Here is a 17,163-nt window from a genome sequence, read left to right on the forward strand (position 1 = left end):
ATAACTTACACGAGCAAATTTATGAATTTACACAGCGCGCAAGAAATCATCGACGATATTAAAGCCGGTAAAATGGTTATTTTAATGGATGATGAAGATAGAGAAAATGAAGGCGATTTAATAATAGCTGCTGAGCATATTAGCGCAGAAGCGATTAATTTCATGGCTACCCATGGCCGTGGTTTAATTTGTTTAACCATGACGCAAGAGCGTTGCGAGCAACTTGATTTACCGTTGATGGTTAAAAACAATGGTGCAGCATTTTCGACTAACTTTACAATGTCGATAGAAGCATCTAAAGGTGTTACAACCGGTATTTCAGCGGCAGATAGAGCGCGCACAGTGCAAGCGGCTATAGCTAAAGGTGCAATACCAAGTGATATTGTGCAGCCGGGACATATTTTTCCTATTATGGCACAACCTGGTGGCGTATTAACTCGCGCAGGACACACCGAAGCTGGCTGTGATTTAGCGCGTTTGGCTGGGCTTGAAGCATCATCTGTTATTGTTGAAATACTTAATGCTGATGGCACCATGGCGCGTCGCCCTGATTTAGAAGTCTTTGCGAAAGAGCACGGTATTAAAATTGGCACCATTGCTGATTTAATCGAATACCGCAACTTAAACGAAACAACAATTGAGCAAGTAGCAAAATGTAAGTTACCAACAGAGCATGGTGAGTTTGATTTGGTGACTTACAAAGACACAATTGACGGCCAATTACATTACGTATTGCTCAAAGGCGATATAAAAGATCAAGAGCCGACAAATGTACGTGTACATTTACAAAGTACCTTTAACGATATTCTACTTTCAGACAGAAGTGCTGACCGTAGCTGGGGTCTTTCTGAAGCAATGGCCTATATTGCTAAAAATGAAGGTGCTTTAGTTATTTTAGGTAAGCAAGAAAGCACTGAAGAGTTAGAGGCAACTGTGAAAGCATTTGCAGCAGCTGATGCAGGCGAAAGCGTTACGCCACGTAAATTCAAAGGTACATCTCGTACTGTTGGCGTAGGTTCGCAAATACTTGCCGATCTTGGAATTAAACAAATGCGATTAATGAGTCGTCCTAAAAAGTACCATGCACTTTCGGGCTTTCATTTAGAAGTTGTTGATTACATTGAGCCACAATAAGCATCACGCTTAAACTAGGCTATTATTTTATTTTTATGGTATGATGCGCAGCAATTTTTGCGCAATCGCAACCGCTTGAACTTATTTTTAGGGTTATCAAATGAAAATTATTGAAGGTAATAAGTACGCTCCAGGCAAAAAGTTTGCCATTGTCATTTCTCGTTTTAATGACTTTATTGGTAGCAGCCTCCTTGCAGGTGCTGTTGATGAGCTAAAACGCACAGGTGGCGTATCTGATGACGACATTACCGTTATTTATGTACCAGGCGCGGTAGAATTACCTTTAGCGGCTAAACGCGTTGCAGCAAAAAAAGAGTATGATGCAATCATCGCATTAGGCGTAGTGATCAGAGGTGGTACACCACACTTTGACCTAGTTGCTGGCGAATCAAACAAAGGTCTTGCGCAAGTATCACTTGAGTATGATATCCCGGTTGCATTTGGCGTATTAACCACAGAAAGCATTGAACAAGCAATTGAGCGTGCTGGCACCAAAATGGGCAATAAAGGCGGCGAAGCTGCTTTAGGCGCGCTTGAAATGGTTAATGTGTTAGATAAAATTTAAGTTTAAGGAATTTTTGTGAAACCAGCAGCAAGACGTAAAGCACGTATCTTAGCACTCCAAGCCGTTTATTCTTGGCAAATAAGTGGCAATCTAATTGCCGATATCGAACAACAAATGTTGATCGAAACAGACGTTACTAAAGTTGATGTTGAATACTTTAAAGATTTAGCGACGGGTGTTGCTGTAAATTACAAGCAACTAGACGAAGCTGTATCACCACATTTAACACGTCCGTTTGATGACTTAGATATGGTTGAGCGTGCAATTTTACGTTTAAGCAGCTATGAGCTTAAGTTCCGTGAAGACGTACCTTATAAAGTTGCTATTAACGAAGGTATTGAGCTTGCCAAAATTTTTGGCGCTGAAGATAGCCATAAATTTGTAAACGGTGTACTTGATAAAGCTGTTAAGCATTTACGCAAGTAATAACAATTCACTCTGAATTTTAAATTTTAAATTTCAGAGTGATTGGTTAAACAACCGTTAAAAGGAGAGCCGGCATAGGTCGGCTTTTTTGTGTATGAAGGAATTTGAATTAATTAATCGCTACTTTAAAGGTCGCGGTATCACTCGTCGTGATGTAAACCTAGGAATAGGGGATGATTGCGCATTGGTCTCTGTTCCACAAAATTGCCAACTTGCCGTTACAACAGATACTCTTGTTGCTGGCGTGCACTTTTTTGATGATATTTCCCCTCGTGCACTCGGTCATAGAGCACTCGCTGTGAATTTAAGTGATTTAGCTGCAATGGGCGCTGAACCAACATGGGTTTCGGTTGCACTCACATTGCCAAGTATAGATCCGCAGTGGATTGAAGAATTTACTGAAGGCATGCATGAAATTGCAGAATACTTTAATGTACAAATTATTGGTGGCGATACGACTCAAGGCCCATTAACTATTACTATTTGTGCAAAAGGAACGGTACCTGAGGGGAAAGCTCTGCGCAGAAGTGGTGCTAAAGTGGGGGATTGGATTTATGTTACAGGTCCTTTAGGGGATGCAGGTTTAGCTATTGAATCGCGCAAGCAAGGTTTTAAAATAGAGCCTGAACATTTAAAATATGTTAATAAACGTTTCGATTATCCAACACCTCGCGTAGCAGCTGGCCAGGTTTTACGCGGACTTGCATCATCGGCTATTGATGTATCTGACGGTCTTATTGCTGATTTAGGCCATATTCTAGATATGTCGCAAGTAAGTGCTGTTATTAATGTTGAAAGTATTCCTACATCAGATGCGATGAAATCGAGCCTTGATTTTGATCAGCAATTACCGTTTATTCTTAGCTACGGCGATGACTACGAATTGTTATTTACTGTTCCTGATAGTAATAAAGGGATGTTGGATTTAAAACTACGTCAATATGGTGTAGATGCCGTATGTATAGGACAAGTTAAAAGTGGTGATGGCCAAATTGAGCTTTTATACAATGGTGAAGAGTTTAATTTTGAGCAGCATGGCTTTGAGCATTTTGCAAAGGAGCAGGTTTGAATAATAACCGCAAGTTTAATTTAAAGCGTCCGCACCAATTTTTTGGTTTAGGGTTTGGCACAGGCCTTGCGCCTAAAGCGCCTGGTACATTTGGTACTTTTGCTGCACTGCCATTTATTTTTATGACAATGTACTATCCATTATGGTTACAAATTGTGTTTGCTGTAGTGATCAGTATATTTGGTATATGGGCATGTGGTAAAACGGCTGATGATTTAGGCGTGCACGACCATCCTGCAATTGTATGGGATGAAGTGGCTGGCTATTACATTACCATGATTGGCGCAGCGCTTAGCTGGCAGAGTTTATTAGTTGGCTTTTTGTTATTTCGCTTTTTTGATATAGCAAAACCAGGCCCAATACGTATGCTAGATAAACGAGTACATGGCGGTTTAGGTATTATGGCTGATGATATATTGGCTGGTATTTTTTCGCTTATTTGTTTGCAAGCGTTAATAAAAGTGGGTTTACTACCCTTTTAATTTTTATATTTAAATTGTTTAACTAGGTGGCAGCAATATGATGCGATTTTTACTGGTTTGTGTACTGATGTTGTGCGCGACGCCAAGCTGGGCCTCAATTACTGATTATGTCGTTAAGCAATGGAATATAAAAGACGGTTTGCCGTCACAATCACTCAAAAGTGTAGTGCAAGATCAGCAAGGTTATATGTGGCTGGGTACTCAGTTTGGGTTAAGCCGTTTTGATGGAACAACATTTACTAACTATAGTACCCAAAATAGTTATTTTTTACCAAGTAATGGTATTAATAAACTTTTAATCGATTCGAACGGGTTATTGTGGATAGGTACTAAAAGCGGATTAGTTGTAATTAACCCGGCAACATTTGCAGCACAAGAATTTAATATTAAAGGCCCTGTAAGGGATATTTTAGAAGATTCTAAAGGCAGTATCTGGATTGCAGCAAATGGTTTGTATTATGTTGATAGAGGGCAAGTTGACTTGCAAACTCACGCTAGCGGTCAACTACCTATTGTCAATGCGACAGTAATCACCCAAATTGTCGGCTCAGTTAGTCAAATGGCACTTTCTCCGGAAGGTATTTGGCTGGTTAATGACCGTCATTTGTTACGCCTTACTAAAAACGCCTCCGATTTTTCTAAATTACGTTTAGAGCTCACTGCAAAAATATCGCTACCAGAGCGTTTAGCGCAAACTATTGTGCATGATTTATCATTTTTGAACGGCAATTTATACTTGGCTTCAGAACTAGGTGCATATTTTCTAGATTTAGATGATGAGCTAAGGCCATTTCCTTTACCCAATGCTAATAATTCAGCTGTTTATAAGTTTATGAGTGATACCAATGGTGGATTATGGGTTTCAACTTACGGGCGTTTATTATTTAGAGATAAGTCAGGCGAATGGCAATGGGTTGAGCCAAGCCAGCTAGATCAAAGTATTTGGTTTGCAGATATTTTTCGTGATGATAAAAATAATGTATGGCTAGCAAGCTTTAGTGAAGGCTTATGGCTTGCGCATGAAGGGCGGGTTGAACGACATTCAGCTGTATCTGAGATGACTGAGGCCGTTATGGCAATAAGCCAAGCACCTGATGGTAAATTATGGGTCGCTAACAAAAGTGGTATTGGTTACTTTGATTTAAGTAAAAGCTTTATAAATCTGATCCCTAGTAGTAAATACAGTCGATCGTCAGTCCATGACTTACAGTTTGATGGTGAGCGACTCTATATAGCCACAGGAAGAGGTTTATTTGTTTATGAGAATAATACACTTTATACCGTTCCAGGGCGTGCGCTACGTGATAACCCTGTATTTGCTATAAGCCGTTCAAGCAAAGGTGGTTTTTGGATTGGCACTGGACGGGGGTTATATCGTCTTGGTTATGCGGGGCTAACGCCGTTTGCGTATAATGCATTTTTGGGTAGTAAGTTTATTACTTACGTATTGGATAAAACTAATTTTGGTGTGATAGGTACAAGTAAAGGCGCCTATTACTTTACCGAGCGTGGCATTGAAAAAATTGGTGATCAAACGTCTTTAGAAAGTGCTTATGTAACAAGTGTACTGCATATTGATGGTGTAGGTATTTTAATTGGTTCTCTTAACGATGGGCTTTTTTATAGAAGTACCCAAGGGCAATGGCGTCAACTTGATGCGGCTAATGGTCTACCATATGGATCAATTTTTAGCCTCGAATACGATGAAAAGCTAAAACATGTTTGGGTTAGCACCATGAAAGGCGTTTATAGGATGCCTGTAGATCAATTCAAAGCAGATATTAAAAGCTTAAAAGTAGAGGAAGTTATTTCTTCATTTGATCGTCAACTCGATGGTAAAGCTAATCAGTGTTGTAGTGGGTTAGGCCATGACGCAGTTGCTAATATTGGCAGTTCAATTTGGTATCCTAGTTTGCAAGGGATTGTAGAGATCCCTAAAAACGTAGAGCTATTTGGCGTGTTGTCATTGAAGCCAAAAGTAGAAACAATTACCACACCATTGCGTAATTTAACAACTGCAGCCTTAGGTCAAAAACCATCATTAGAAACTGATGAGCGAGATATAACGCTTACCTACACGGCTATAGATTATTATGCACCAAACAGCATTGAATTTAGGTATAAGCTAAGTGGATTAGATAGCGATTGGCGTTATGCAAATACACGTAGAGAAGCTATTTATACTAACTTACCAGCAGGGTCGTTTTTATTTCAGCTTGAAGCAAAGCGACAAGGTGAAGATTGGAGTAAAGCACAAGAAGCTGAATACGGCTTTATTGTGCCAGAGCGCTTTGATGAAACTATTTATTTTAGATTGTTGATCACCAGTGGCTTCATTTTGTTTTTTTACTTGGTTTTTTGGGTATTTAGAGCACAAGAGCGCAGAAAGCAAGAAGCACTCGAGGGATTGATCACCGAACGTACATTAGAGTTACGTCAAGCTAATGATAAGCTTAATCAAGTGAATTCACAGCTCAAGCTAGTAAGTCATTCAGACGAGCTTACGGGGCTTCGTAGTCGTCGATTTTTGTTCGATCAATTGCCTAAAGATATCGAACACTTTCAACGTAATTCTCAATCGCTGCAAGCTCAGGGTAAGTCACTTGTTTTACTAATAATCAACTTTGATAACTTTAGTCGAATTAACGATGCATATGGCCCAATAGCGGGTGATAGCTGTTTGCAGCAAATGGCAGCATTACTTAACTCTCGCACACAAGGATCCGACTACGTAGCGCGTTGGAGTGGCGATGAATTTTTACTCCTACTGCGTGATTTTAAATGTAATAAAATAGATAGCTATGCTTCGGAGCTGTGCCAAGCTGTTGCAGAGTATTCATTCCAGCTTCCGAATGGAAAAAGTACTAATATTATGGCGTCAATTGGTTGGTCTTTCTACCCGTTACCACTTTTAGGTGGGCAAGTAATCAGTTGGGAGACATCTATTAACTTAGCTGATATTGCACTGCACCAAGTTAAAAAGCGTGGTGGCGATGGTGTTGCAAACATTACGTTTGATGATCAGCTTGATGCATTTGAGTTTGAGCAAAATTCTAACGTTGACCAACAATTAGGTATTTTACAAAGTAATGGCCTAGCTGATATTAAAGTGTGGATGCGCTGATCCGCTGATGGGTAATATTTGACATTAGAAAAGGAGCCTAGGCTCCTTTTTTAATGTGCTCTACATTTAAATGTATAGAAGTTAATTAATAAACGTTTTAATCGCGGTTAGTATTCCTTGCTCGCCTAATCCCATTTCATCGTGCATTTCATCTTGCGTGCCGTGTTTAATAAACTCATCAGGAATACCTAAGTTAAGGATATTAATATCAGCTTTTTGCGTTGCGAGGTATTCGTTAACTGCAGAGCCGGCACCGCCAGCAATCGCGTTATCTTCAAGCGTAACAAAGGTATCGTGGCTAGTAGCAAGCTCATTTAAAAGAGCAGTATCAAGTGGTTTAATAAAACGCATATTAACAAGCGTTGCATCTAATTCATTTGCGGCAAGCTGTGCGTTTTCAAGTAATGTACCGAATGATAAAATGGCAATCTTTCTGCCTTGTTTAACCGTATTTGCTTTGCCTATTTCAAGCAATTGCATAGTGCTTTCAATGTCTGCAGTACCTGCGCTACCTCGAGGATAACGAACTGCAACAGGGCAGTTTGCTTTATAACCGGTGTATAGCATTTGGCGACACTCGTTAGTGTCGCTTGGTGCCATAATGACCATATTTGGAATACAGCGCATAAAGCTTAAATCGTACGCACCTTGGTGAGTTTCACCATCGGCTCCAACAATGCCTGCCCGGTCAATGGCAAATAATACAGGTAAGTTTTGCAGTGCAACATCATGTATTAATTGGTCATATGCACGTTGTAAAAAGCTTGAGTAAATAGCCACAACAGGCTTTAAACCTTCACAGGCAAAACCAGCAGCTAAAGTAACAGCATGCTGCTCTGCAATGGCCACATCAAAATACTGGCCAGGGAATTCTTTAGAAAAACGCACCATACCTGAGCCTTCGCGCATTGCTGGCGTAATCGCCATTAAATTGCTGTCTTGCTCTGCCATATCGCATAACCAATCGCCAAATACTTTTGAAAAAGTAGCTGCACTAGGTTTAGATTTAGGTAAGCTAGTTGTGCTTGGGTCAAATTTTGGTACGCCATGATAGCCAATCGGATCGGCTTCAGCTGGTTTATAACCCTTACCTTTTTGCGTTTTTATATGTAAAAGTTGCGGACCTTTTAAATTACGCATATTACGTAATGTATCTACAAGCATGTTTACATCGTGACCATCAATTGGGCCGATGTAATTTAGGCCTAATTCTTCAAAGAAGGTACCTGGGATCATCATGCCTTTAATATGCTCTTCCATTTTACTGGCAAGTTGCTTTACCGGAGGCACGCCTGAGAGTAACTTTTTGCTACCTTCACGAATGTTAGTGTAAAAGCTACCTGATAAAATTCGGGCAAAGTGATTTGTTAAGGCGCCAACATTTTCAGAAATCGACATTTCGTTATCATTTAAAATAATAAGCATGTCTGATTTTACATCACCTAAATGATTCATCGCTTCAAATGCCATGCCTGCGGTTATTGCTCCGTCACCAATAATGGCTACAGATTTTCGACCTTTGCCTTCTTTTTGGGCGGCAATAGACATACCTAAGGCAGCTGAAATAGAGGTGCTTGAATGACCTACGCTAAACGTATCGTATTGGCTTTCATCGCGAAAAGGAAAAGGGTGTAAACCGTCTTTTTGGCGAATAGTGTGCATTTGGTCGCGACGACCTGTAAGGATTTTATGTGGATAAGCTTGATGACCCACATCCCAAACTAGGCGATCGTCTGGAGTGTTATAAACATAATGCAGCGCAACGGTTAGTTCAACCGTCCCTAAACCAGACGCTAGATGACCGCTACTTTGCGATACTGAGTTGAGTAAATAATCGCGCAGCTCATTGCTAAATGCAGGGAGTTTATCTTGCGCTAAATCACGCAATTGGGCTGGCTCGTCAACCAAATTAAGTAATGGATACTTGCTACTATCAAGTGTCATGGTTTTATATATATCCTTCGCTAACATTAATTAATCCAAAGCTTTTACGAATAATTAATGTTGAGTAATAATGTCAGTGTTAATTGCAATACGTGTGAGTAATAATTAGTGGTCACGCTCAATTAGGTAATTTGCCAGCGATGCAAGAAGTGTGGTGTCTGCATCTATATTTGCCAACGCTTCATGGGCTTGTTGTATTAAGTTTTGTGCCTTTTCTTTAGCGCCTAGCATACCTAATAACGCAGGGTATGTCGCTTTATTCGCGGCAATATCGGAGCCTTGTGGTTTACCTAAAGTAACCGTATCGCCTTCAACATCTAAAATGTCGTCGTGTACTTGAAATGCAAGCCCTATAGCATACCCAAAAACGCTTAAGTTTTCTAAGGTTTGTTCATCAACATTTTCGCTGCACAGTGCACCAAGTGTAATTGCGCAATTAATAAGTGCGCCAGTTTTTAGCTTATGTATTCGCTCAAGTTCTTGTACTGTAATTATTTTATCAGTGGCTGCAATATCTAAACCTTGACCTGAAACCATTCCTTCAAGGCCTGATGCGTGGGCGAGTGCCGCTATCATTTTTACCTGTGTTTGAGCAGAGCAGTTAAAACTATGTTTAGCAATTAGTTCAAAAGCTAAAGTTTGAAGAGCATCGCCGGCTAAAATTGCTTGGGCTTCACCATAAACTATATGACAAGTTGGTCGACCACGACGCAGATCGTCGTCATCCATAGCAGGTAAGTCATCATGTACTAGCGAGTAACTGTGTATGCATTCAATAGCTGCTGCTAATATATCTAAATCTTTTTTGTCTGCCCCTAATATTTTGCCTGTTGCGTAGACTAAAAATGGGCGCAGCCTTTTTCCACCATTAAACAAACTGTAATGAGTTGCTTCTTTTATTGCTCTATCACTATCAAGTGCTTGTTCAAAATAAAGGTTTAGTGCTGATGCAACGTCTATTTGAGCACGCTCAATATGTTCTTTAATGCTCACCGCTATTCCATATCATTATCAAAGTTTGTAAGTACTGATTTATCGCCATTACCCATTAAAATAGATACCTTTTGTTCTGCTTGCTTGAGTTTACCAGATGAAGCGTTAGCTAGAGCAATACCGCGTTCAAACTGCTTCAATGACTGCTCAAGCGATAAATCACCTTGTTCCATATCACTAACAATTATTGATAATTCTTCTAGTGCTTGTTCGAAACTTAAGTTTTCAGGTTTTTTAGTCGCCATCTTATTTCAGCTTACTTGATAAATTTAGGAGCCAATTTTAGGGGGAATGCTAAACTAGGTCAAAGAATGATATGTTTTTTTCTTCTATTACGGCTAAATGTTACTTTATGTGGATTAATAAAGCCTTAATTACGGTCATACTGATATCATTTAAATGATTAATCGTTATATTAACATTGTAACTTTGTTTAAAAATAATCCTGAAATTGTTTTTTATGTTTATTTTCATATATGACTCAAGCAATTTAGCATGTTGCCGATAAGCAGTTAATAATAAAAGTTTTACAATAAGGCCTTAGTGCATGAAACCTCTGGAGGTAATGTGGATTTAGCAACCATAATAGGGATCCTTGGCGCAATTGGCTTAATTGTCATGTCCATGTTTATGAGTAGTAGTGGTGAAATGGCCATGTTTTACAATACCCCTTCAGTGGTAATTGTATTTGGTGGCTCTATATTTATAGTTTTATCTAATTACACCATGGGACAATTTTTTGGGATAGGTAAAGTTGCCGCTAAAGCTTTTATGTTTAAAATTGAATCGCCGGAAGAGTTAATTGAAAAAGCGGTTGAACTTGCAGATTCAGCTCGAAAGGGCGGTTTTCTGGCGCTTGAGGAAGCTGAAATACCAAATCAATTTATGCGTAAAGGTGTAGATATGCTAGTTGATGGTCACGATGCTGACGTTGTTAGAGCGACCTTACAAAAAGATATCACTTTAACTTCAACACGACATGAAATGGGCGCAGGCTTATTTAAAGCGATGGCCGATATTGCTCCTGCAATGGGTATGATTGGTACGCTTATTGGTTTAGTTGCTATGTTATCGAATATGGACGATCCAAAATCAATTGGTCCTTCAATGGCTGTTGCACTATTAACTACCTTATACGGTGCCTTTTTAGCAAACGTAGTGGCTATCCCTATTCAAGTTAAATTGGAACTTCGTAAAGACGAAGAGGCGATGAATCAACGTTTGATTTTAGATGCAGTTTTAGGTATCCAAGATGGTCAAAATCCAAAAGTGATTGAAGGTATTTTGAAGAACTACTTAGCTGAATCAAAACGTAAAGTTGATACTGAGGAGTAACCATGTCTGAGCAAGAGTGTAAATGTCCACCTCCTGGTTTACCTGCTTGGATGGGAACCTTTGCCGACTTAATGTCTTTACTGATGTGCTTTTTTGTACTCTTGCTTGCATTTTCTGAAATGGATGTACTTAAATTTAAACAAATAGCAGGCTCGATGAAGTTTGCTTTCGGTGTACAAAACAAAATAGAAGTAAAAGATATTCCCAAAGGTACCTCGGTTATTGCAATGGAGTTTACGCCAGGTAAACCAGAACCTACACCAATTGAAACTATTCAGCAGCAAACCGTAGAAATGACTCAGCAAATGCTTGAATTTCAAGCCGGTGATGAAAGTTCAGCTGGCGGCAGGCAAGAACAACGAGGTGATAAACGTGGTGGTGAGTCTCGGAGCACTTCGCAGGAAAAATCTTCAGAGCAGGCTATTTCAGCAGCGGATCAAGAACAAACAAACGAGCTTGTTAAAAAAATCGCGCAGCAGCTTGAAAAGCAAATTATTGATGGTGCAATAGAGCTTGAGTCTTTAGGGCAGCAAATAATTATTCGTATTAGAGAAAACGGTTCCTTTCCTTCAGGTAGTGCATTTTTACAACCTAAGTTTAAACCTATAATTCAAGATATCGGTGTTCTTTTAAAAGATGTGCCAGGAGAGATTACAGTTTCAGGGCATACCGATGATTTTCAGGTGTCGAATGAACTGTATGTTAATAATTGGGATTTATCATCTAAACGTGCTGTGGCTGTTGCAAGTGAATTACAAAAAGTACAAGGCTTTGACAAAACTCGGATGATGGTTGTTGGGCGAGCTGAAACAAGACCTCTTGTACCAAATGATACAGATGAAGACCGCCGTCGTAACAGGCGTGTAGAGATTTCTATTTTACAAGGTAAGGCAAAAGAGTCAGCCCCAATTGATGTAAGATAGTACCGCTTGGCAAAGCAGTTTTTTTAACTTAAGATAATAAATCTTAACAAATGTAATGGAGTACCCATGAATAAAAAATATAAGTATAGCGATATGCCGGGAAATGGTAGTGGCGGAGATGATGATAAGACGAAAGAATAACAATGCCTTTATGGGTTGATAAGGTAATTGCATTTCTTGAACTTAGCTGGGTTTTATTTTTAATCCCAGCTATTGTTATTTTCTATTTGCGTAAAGATTTTTTAGCATTACGATTTGTATGTGTCACAGGTGTATTTTTCTTATTTGGTGCACTTATATACGATTCTTTAAGAGAGTTTGATAAAGATATTTATATATATAGATATCTTGTCTGGGCATTTAATGACGTTGCTTGGATGGCTTTAATTGCTTATCTTGGGATAAAAGACAAGGTTTACTTATGGCAATGTGTGTTAGGTCAGTTGGTTGTTATCACAGCACCAATTTTACAACTTTTTCGCGTTGTTGATCGCCACCTTTGGGATCTATCTTATAGCACGCTAATGTATAAAACGCTTTTACCTTTAATTAATACGGGCACCATAGTGGTGTGCTATCTTCCGCTGATTTATTTAGTGATAAAAAATAATAAAGTTATAACCAGTAATGGTTATAAAAAAGCCCCTCCTTTAAAATAGCTGTGCTAAACTACTGTTTATATGAACAGTGGTGAGCAAGCTATGAAACTCTACATTGCAGAAAAACCTTCACTTGGACGCGCTATTGCTGATGCGTTACCAAAACCACATAAAAAACACGATGGCTATATAGAAGTTGCTAACGGTGATTGTGTCTCGTGGTGTATTGGGCATTTACTAGAACAAGCAGAGCCTGATGATTATGATGAGCGCTTTAAAAAGTGGCAGTTTGATCACTTACCTATAATACCTGAGCAGTGGAAGTTAAAAGCCAAAACCAAAACTCGCAAACAGCTCACTGTTTTAAAAAAATTAATTAAACAAGCTTCGCAACTTATTCATGCTGGCGATCCAGACCGCGAAGGCCAGCTTCTGGTTGACCAAGTAATAGAAGAAGCTAAAATAAGTCAGGCTAAAAAGCAAAGTACGCAACGTTTACTCATTAGTGATTTAAATTTATCTGCGGTAAAAAAATCACTGGGCGTTATGCGTTCTAATCGAGATTTTATTCCGTTAAGTGTATCTGCTTTAGCGCGCTCTCGTGCGGATTGGTTATTTGGTATGAATTTAACGCGTGCATATACATTAGCTGGGCAAAAAGCAGGATTTGGTAATGTGCTTTCGGTAGGGCGGGTTCAAACCCCTATTTTAGGTCTTGTTGTTAATAGAGATAACGAAATAGCGAATTTTGTATCTAAGCCTTTTTACGATGTATTGGCGCATTTGTTTACTCCAGATAATCAACCATTCATAGCTAAGTGGGTTCCAAGCAAAGCATGTGAGCCACATCAAGATGAAGAAGGGCGAATACTTAACAAAGCTCTTGCAGAAAATGTTGCTTCACGCATTACAAAGCAAAGTGCTGAACTTACTTCACTCGACCAAAAACAAAAAAAGCAAAGTGCTCCATTACCTTATAATTTATCTGCTCTGCAAATAGATGCTGCTAAAGCATTTGGTATGCCAGCTCAAAAAGTATTGGATATTTGCCAAATACTTTACGAACGTCATAAACTAATTACTTACCCACGCTCAGATAATCGTTATTTACCCAAAGATCACCATCAAGAAGCATCTGCTATTTTAAAGGCAATAAGTGCTAATGGGGGGCAAAGCAGTGAATTGGTAAACGGGGCAGATGTAAGAAAGCGTAGTAAATGTTTTAACGATTCAAAAGTGGCTGCCCATCATGCCATTGTGCCTACGTCTAAGCAGTTAAAGTCAGCGAGTTTGAGCGGTGACGAAGCAAAGGTATATCAATTAATAAGCCGTCATTACTTAATTCAGTTTTATCCCGACTATATATATAACGAAACTAAAGCTGAGGTAATTATTGCTGGTGGGCTTTTTAAGGCAAATGCAAAGCAAGATGTAAGCTTGGGTTTTAAGGTGTTAATGGGTAAATTTGAATTAAAAGATGAAGCCTCGCTACCTCCTTTAACAAAAGGTATGCCTCTTTTTTGCGATAAAGGCGAAGTAGTCGAAAAGCATACGTCGCCCCCTGCTTATTTTACCGATGCCACATTATTGGCTGCGATGACGGGCATTAGCCGTTATGTTAAAGATCCACAAATTAAAAAAGTATTAAAAGACACTGATGGTTTAGGTACGGAGGCAACACGTGCGGGAATAATCGAGTTGCTATTTAAGCGGCGTTTTTTAAAACGTGAAGGTAAGTCAATTAGAGCGACCGAAACGGGACTTGCTCTTATTAGCGTATTACCACAAGGTTTAGCGAGTCCTGATTTAACCGCAAAGTGGGAGTCGAGCTTAGGTGATATTGCACAGCAAGCAATGAGTTATCAGCAATTTTTACAGCCTTTACTTGCTGACCTAAATGGGTTTGTTCAATTAGCAGCAAACTGCGATAGCAATGCATTTGCGAAGTTACCAAAGACCTCACCTAAAAAACGTTTTGCTAAACGAGGTGGAAAAGCGACCTTTAAAAAGTCGAGTTATAAAAAAAGCTCTGTTGCTAGTTAGCAACAGAGCCATTTTATTAAACCATATTGCTTAATGTTGAATTGGTATTACTTAACCTGAACTCAGGTTACTTATTAAATAAGGCAACAGCAGCGTTACTCATTGCTTTTATTCCGGTAGGAATAGCAACTTTATAATCTGGTGCAAATTTACTAGAGTGTAGAGAAGGAAGTACCTCACCTGTTTTTATCGAATCTGCATATTGTGCTTGGTTTACGCCACCTAGCCAAAATAAGGTAATAGGGATGTTTTCATCGGTACGTCCGTATAGGCCAAAATCTTCACCCGCCATTACAGCTTGTGTTTCAAGTACATTAGTATCGCCAATTGCGCTGGCAATAGAGTTTCTAACAATGTCTGTTTGTGCAGGGTTATTATAAGTAGATGGAATCGATTCATCTTCATGTACATATATTACAGGGTAGTTAGATTCATTTAAGCCAGCACTTTGTGCAATACCTGCGGTGATTCGTTTGATAGCAGCTATTTGAGCGCTTCTTACATCGGGGTTATAGCTTCTGAGAGTGAGTTGTAGTTTTACTTCATCCGAAATCACATTATGTTTTGAACCACCATGAATAGACCCCACTGTAATAACAGAAGGCTCAAGCGGTGAAAGCTCTCGGCTTGTGATTGTTTGTAGAGCAAGTACAGTGCGTGAAGCTATAACCACTGGGTCTATAGTTGTATGCGGATAAGCACCATGACCACCTTTACCTTTAATTGTAATATCGACAGAATCTACACTTGCCATCGTGTATTCATTTTTCATTGATACCTTACCAGCGGGGACGCTAGCGCTTACATGTAAAGCAATTATATGATCAGGTTTTGCATATTTACTAAATAGTCCTTCGCTTAGCATCGCTTTAGCACCCCCACCTACTTCTTCTGCAGGCTGTGCAACCATCATTAATGTACCTTGCCACTGTTTTTTATGAGTAATTAACTGCTCTGCAGTTCCAATAAAAGAACTCATGTGGATATCGTGGCCACAGCCGTGCATTACACCTACTTTTGCACCGTGCTCGTCTGTTACTTTAACTTTTGAGGCATAGGACTTTCCTGTCTGCTCTATTATAGGTAAGCCATCGGTGTCAGTACGGATCATTACTGTCGGCCCCTCACCATTTTTATAAATACCAACTACACCAAAGCCACCTACATTACTTGTTACTTTAAAACCCAGCTGAGTTAATCTATCTGCTATCTTTTTACCTGTTTCTTGTTCGTGATAAGAGAGCTCTGGGGATTGGTGTAAATCGAGGTAAAACTTTTCAATAGCTGGCATGGCTTTGCTTAAATTCAGATCGAGTCCATTTGCTTGTACTAATGGGCTTGCTAATAAAAGTATTGCACTTAGGTAAGTTAATTTCATATTTTCCCTTATTGTTGAATATGTATACCGAGTGATTTAGGTATATGACTTGTAATTATTATGTTCACCACCATATAAAAACCTAAATAGACGAATATGGCAATCAATTCAATGGGCAACATAGTTAGTATTAATGCGCAAAACCTTCAACAAGTACTCGGTGAAACATCACAACAAAAATTGGTGTTGCTTAACTTTTTCTCTCCTCAAAGTCCTGACTGCATCGGACAGGCTGCAATTTTAGATAAAGTAGCAGCAGAATATGCAAGCCATATAGTAGTAGCAAACCTAGATTGCGATGCAGAGCAAGCACTCGCTTCTCAACTTGCGCAACAAGTTGGTCTTCAAACACTGCCTACGCTTGTATTATTAAAAGACTCTGCACCAGTAGATTTACTTGCAGGTGTTCAAAGCGATGTACAAATACGCGAAGCCCTAGCAAAGCATTTACCTGCGCAACAAGACTTACTGTTAGAACAAGCAAAGCAAGCGTTATTAAAGTCAGATTTAAATGCTGCATTTAATTATGCAAAGCAAGCTTATGAAATAGACAGCGGGAATGCACGTATCAAATTAGTGCTAGCAGACATATGTATTCAAATTCACAAGGTAGATGAAGCGCAAGCGCTTATAAATACAATAGATGCACAAGAGCAAGATGCTTACTTTAATAATATAAAAGCAAAATGCGAAGCTGCGCTTGAAGCAAAAGACTCACCAGAGATTAAAGAAAAGCAACAACAAGTAGAAAAGTACCCAAATGACCTAGAATTAAAAGAAGAGCTCAGTATTTTACTCAATGAAGCCGGCAGAAAAGAAGAAGCATTGGATATACTATTTACAGTGCTGCAAAAAGATCTGAATTTCAATGAAGCAAAACCAAGCTTTTTAGCCATTATTGCCTCTTTACCTGATGGTGACGCGCTCGCAGCTAAGTATCGTCGCAAGTTATATAGTATTTTATATTAGAATCTAATAATTATTACTTTTGAGAAGCACCTACATAAGGTGCTTTTTGCATTTTTAAGGTTTTAATTAATAGCTTTAGTGTGGTTTAGCTATGTAAAAACAAGAGTTATCAACAGGGTTTTGTGGGTAACTTGTGCTTATCATGTGTGCTTGCTTGGGGCTTAATTTTAATTACTATT

At 39.2% G+C, this 17,163-nt stretch carries 15 protein-coding genes; 11 read left to right on the forward strand and 4 right to left on the reverse strand.

The features are described 5' to 3' along the window. Positions 1 to 21 precede the first annotated feature (21 nt). From ribBA to NRL14_RS12185, 6 genes are all read left to right on the forward strand, one after another. Positions 22 to 1,134 carry a bifunctional 3,4-dihydroxy-2-butanone-4-phosphate synthase/GTP cyclohydrolase II gene (gene ribBA / locus NRL14_RS12160; RefSeq protein WP_306724760.1) on the forward strand — a complete coding sequence of 371 codons (1,113 nt, stop codon included), beginning with the start codon at positions 22 to 24 and terminating at the stop codon, positions 1,132 to 1,134. 100 nt (positions 1,135 to 1,234) lie between these two features. Then, on the forward strand, positions 1,235 to 1,699 hold the full coding sequence (gene ribE, locus NRL14_RS12165; RefSeq protein ID WP_002961753.1) for a 6,7-dimethyl-8-ribityllumazine synthase: 465 nt from the start codon (positions 1,235 to 1,237) through the stop codon (positions 1,697 to 1,699). Positions 1,700 to 1,714: 15 nt separating this feature from the next. After that, on the forward strand, positions 1,715 to 2,125 hold the full coding sequence (nusB, locus tag NRL14_RS12170; protein ID WP_306724761.1) for a transcription antitermination factor NusB: 411 nt from the start codon (positions 1,715 to 1,717) through the stop codon (positions 2,123 to 2,125). 94 nt (positions 2,126 to 2,219) lie between these two features. Further along, positions 2,220 to 3,194 carry a thiamine-phosphate kinase gene (gene thiL, locus NRL14_RS12175; RefSeq protein ID WP_008137965.1) on the forward strand — a complete coding sequence of 325 codons (975 nt, stop codon included), beginning with the start codon at positions 2,220 to 2,222 and terminating at the stop codon, positions 3,192 to 3,194. After that, the gene (locus NRL14_RS12180) at positions 3,191 to 3,676 is read left to right on the forward strand and encodes a phosphatidylglycerophosphatase A (RefSeq protein ID WP_007377466.1); all 486 of its coding nucleotides are present in this window, start codon (positions 3,191 to 3,193) and stop codon (positions 3,674 to 3,676) included. Before thiL ends, NRL14_RS12180 begins: the two co-directional genes overlap by 4 nt. Before the next feature lie 37 nt (positions 3,677 to 3,713). After that, positions 3,714 to 6,800, forward strand: a complete 3,087-nt coding sequence (locus NRL14_RS12185; protein WP_007377465.1) for a ligand-binding sensor domain-containing diguanylate cyclase — start codon at positions 3,714 to 3,716, stop codon at positions 6,798 to 6,800. Between the two features lie 81 nt (positions 6,801 to 6,881). Here NRL14_RS12185 and dxs read toward each other — a convergent pair whose 3' ends face one another. The 3 genes from dxs to NRL14_RS12200 form a co-directional block, all read right to left on the reverse strand. Continuing rightward, positions 6,882 to 8,744: a 1-deoxy-D-xylulose-5-phosphate synthase gene (gene dxs / locus NRL14_RS12190; protein WP_306724765.1), complete on the reverse strand. Its 1,863-nt coding sequence runs from the start codon at positions 8,742 to 8,744 to the stop codon at positions 6,882 to 6,884. Between the two features lie 105 nt (positions 8,745 to 8,849). Next, positions 8,850 to 9,737, reverse strand: coding sequence for a (2E,6E)-farnesyl diphosphate synthase (ispA, locus tag NRL14_RS12195; protein ID WP_007377463.1), 888 nt, complete (start codon positions 9,735 to 9,737; stop codon positions 8,850 to 8,852). Positions 9,738 to 9,739: 2 nt separating this feature from the next. Beyond that, positions 9,740 to 9,982, reverse strand: coding sequence for an exodeoxyribonuclease VII small subunit (locus NRL14_RS12200; RefSeq protein WP_008137959.1), 243 nt, complete (start codon positions 9,980 to 9,982; stop codon positions 9,740 to 9,742). Between the two features lie 322 nt (positions 9,983 to 10,304). Here NRL14_RS12200 and pomA point away from each other — a divergent pair, with 322 nt between their 5' ends. From pomA to NRL14_RS12220, 4 genes are all read left to right on the forward strand, one after another. Further along, a complete protein-coding gene (pomA, locus tag NRL14_RS12205; protein WP_007377461.1) occupies positions 10,305 to 11,072 on the forward strand; it encodes a flagellar motor protein PomA in 768 nt (255 codons plus the stop codon). 2 nt (positions 11,073 to 11,074) lie between these two features. Beyond that, the gene (locus NRL14_RS12210; RefSeq protein ID WP_007377460.1) at positions 11,075 to 11,995 is read left to right on the forward strand and encodes a flagellar motor protein MotB; all 921 of its coding nucleotides are present in this window, start codon (positions 11,075 to 11,077) and stop codon (positions 11,993 to 11,995) included. Positions 11,996 to 12,138: 143 nt separating this feature from the next. Next, positions 12,139 to 12,654: a hypothetical protein gene (locus NRL14_RS12215; RefSeq protein ID WP_033032251.1), complete on the forward strand. Its 516-nt coding sequence runs from the start codon at positions 12,139 to 12,141 to the stop codon at positions 12,652 to 12,654. A gap of 42 nt (positions 12,655 to 12,696) precedes the next feature. Then, positions 12,697 to 14,637 carry a DNA topoisomerase III gene (locus NRL14_RS12220; protein ID WP_306724762.1) on the forward strand — a complete coding sequence of 647 codons (1,941 nt, stop codon included), beginning with the start codon at positions 12,697 to 12,699 and terminating at the stop codon, positions 14,635 to 14,637. A 67-nt stretch (positions 14,638 to 14,704) separates the two neighbouring features. Here NRL14_RS12220 and NRL14_RS12225 read toward each other — a convergent pair whose 3' ends face one another. Next, a complete protein-coding gene (locus NRL14_RS12225; protein ID WP_306724763.1) occupies positions 14,705 to 16,015 on the reverse strand; it encodes a M20 family metallopeptidase in 1,311 nt (436 codons plus the stop codon). 111 nt (positions 16,016 to 16,126) lie between these two features. Here NRL14_RS12225 and NRL14_RS12230 point away from each other — a divergent pair, with 111 nt between their 5' ends. Continuing rightward, entirely contained in the window at positions 16,127 to 16,984 is an 858-nt protein-coding gene (locus NRL14_RS12230; protein ID WP_306724766.1) for a tetratricopeptide repeat protein, read from the forward strand. The last annotated feature ends 179 nt before the right edge of the window (positions 16,985 to 17,163 follow it).

Origin of the sequence: Pseudoalteromonas sp. 20-92 (assembly GCF_030847595.1) — a bacterium.
GTDB classification, from domain to species: Bacteria; Pseudomonadota; Gammaproteobacteria; order Enterobacterales; family Alteromonadaceae; genus Pseudoalteromonas; species Pseudoalteromonas fuliginea.

What these genes read in the sequence shown, in the direction of transcription:
- ribE (WP_002961753.1), top strand. Translation starts at nt 1,235, where the DNA reads ATGAAAATTATTGAAGGTAATAAGTACGCTCCAGGCAAAAAGTTTGCC.
- NRL14_RS12220 (WP_306724762.1), top strand. Translation starts at nt 12,697, where the DNA reads ATGAAACTCTACATTGCAGAAAAACCTTCACTTGGACGCGCTATTGCT.
- NRL14_RS12185 (WP_007377465.1), top strand. Translation starts at nt 3,714, where the DNA reads ATGATGCGATTTTTACTGGTTTGTGTACTGATGTTGTGCGCGACGCCA.
- NRL14_RS12230 (WP_306724766.1), top strand. Translation starts at nt 16,127, where the DNA reads ATGGGCAACATAGTTAGTATTAATGCGCAAAACCTTCAACAAGTACTC.
- dxs (WP_306724765.1), bottom strand. Translation starts at nt 8,744, where the DNA reads ATGACACTTGATAGTAGCAAGTATCCATTACTTAATTTGGTTGACGAG.
- ribBA (WP_306724760.1), top strand. Translation starts at nt 22, where the DNA reads ATGAATTTACACAGCGCGCAAGAAATCATCGACGATATTAAAGCCGGT.
- NRL14_RS12225 (WP_306724763.1), bottom strand. Translation starts at nt 16,015, where the DNA reads ATGAAATTAACTTACCTAAGTGCAATACTTTTATTAGCAAGCCCATTA.
- thiL (WP_008137965.1), top strand. Translation starts at nt 2,220, where the DNA reads ATGAAGGAATTTGAATTAATTAATCGCTACTTTAAAGGTCGCGGTATC.
- NRL14_RS12200 (WP_008137959.1), bottom strand. Translation starts at nt 9,982, where the DNA reads ATGGCGACTAAAAAACCTGAAAACTTAAGTTTCGAACAAGCACTAGAA.
- NRL14_RS12215 (WP_033032251.1), top strand. Translation starts at nt 12,139, where the DNA reads ATGCCTTTATGGGTTGATAAGGTAATTGCATTTCTTGAACTTAGCTGG.
- NRL14_RS12210 (WP_007377460.1), top strand. Translation starts at nt 11,075, where the DNA reads ATGTCTGAGCAAGAGTGTAAATGTCCACCTCCTGGTTTACCTGCTTGG.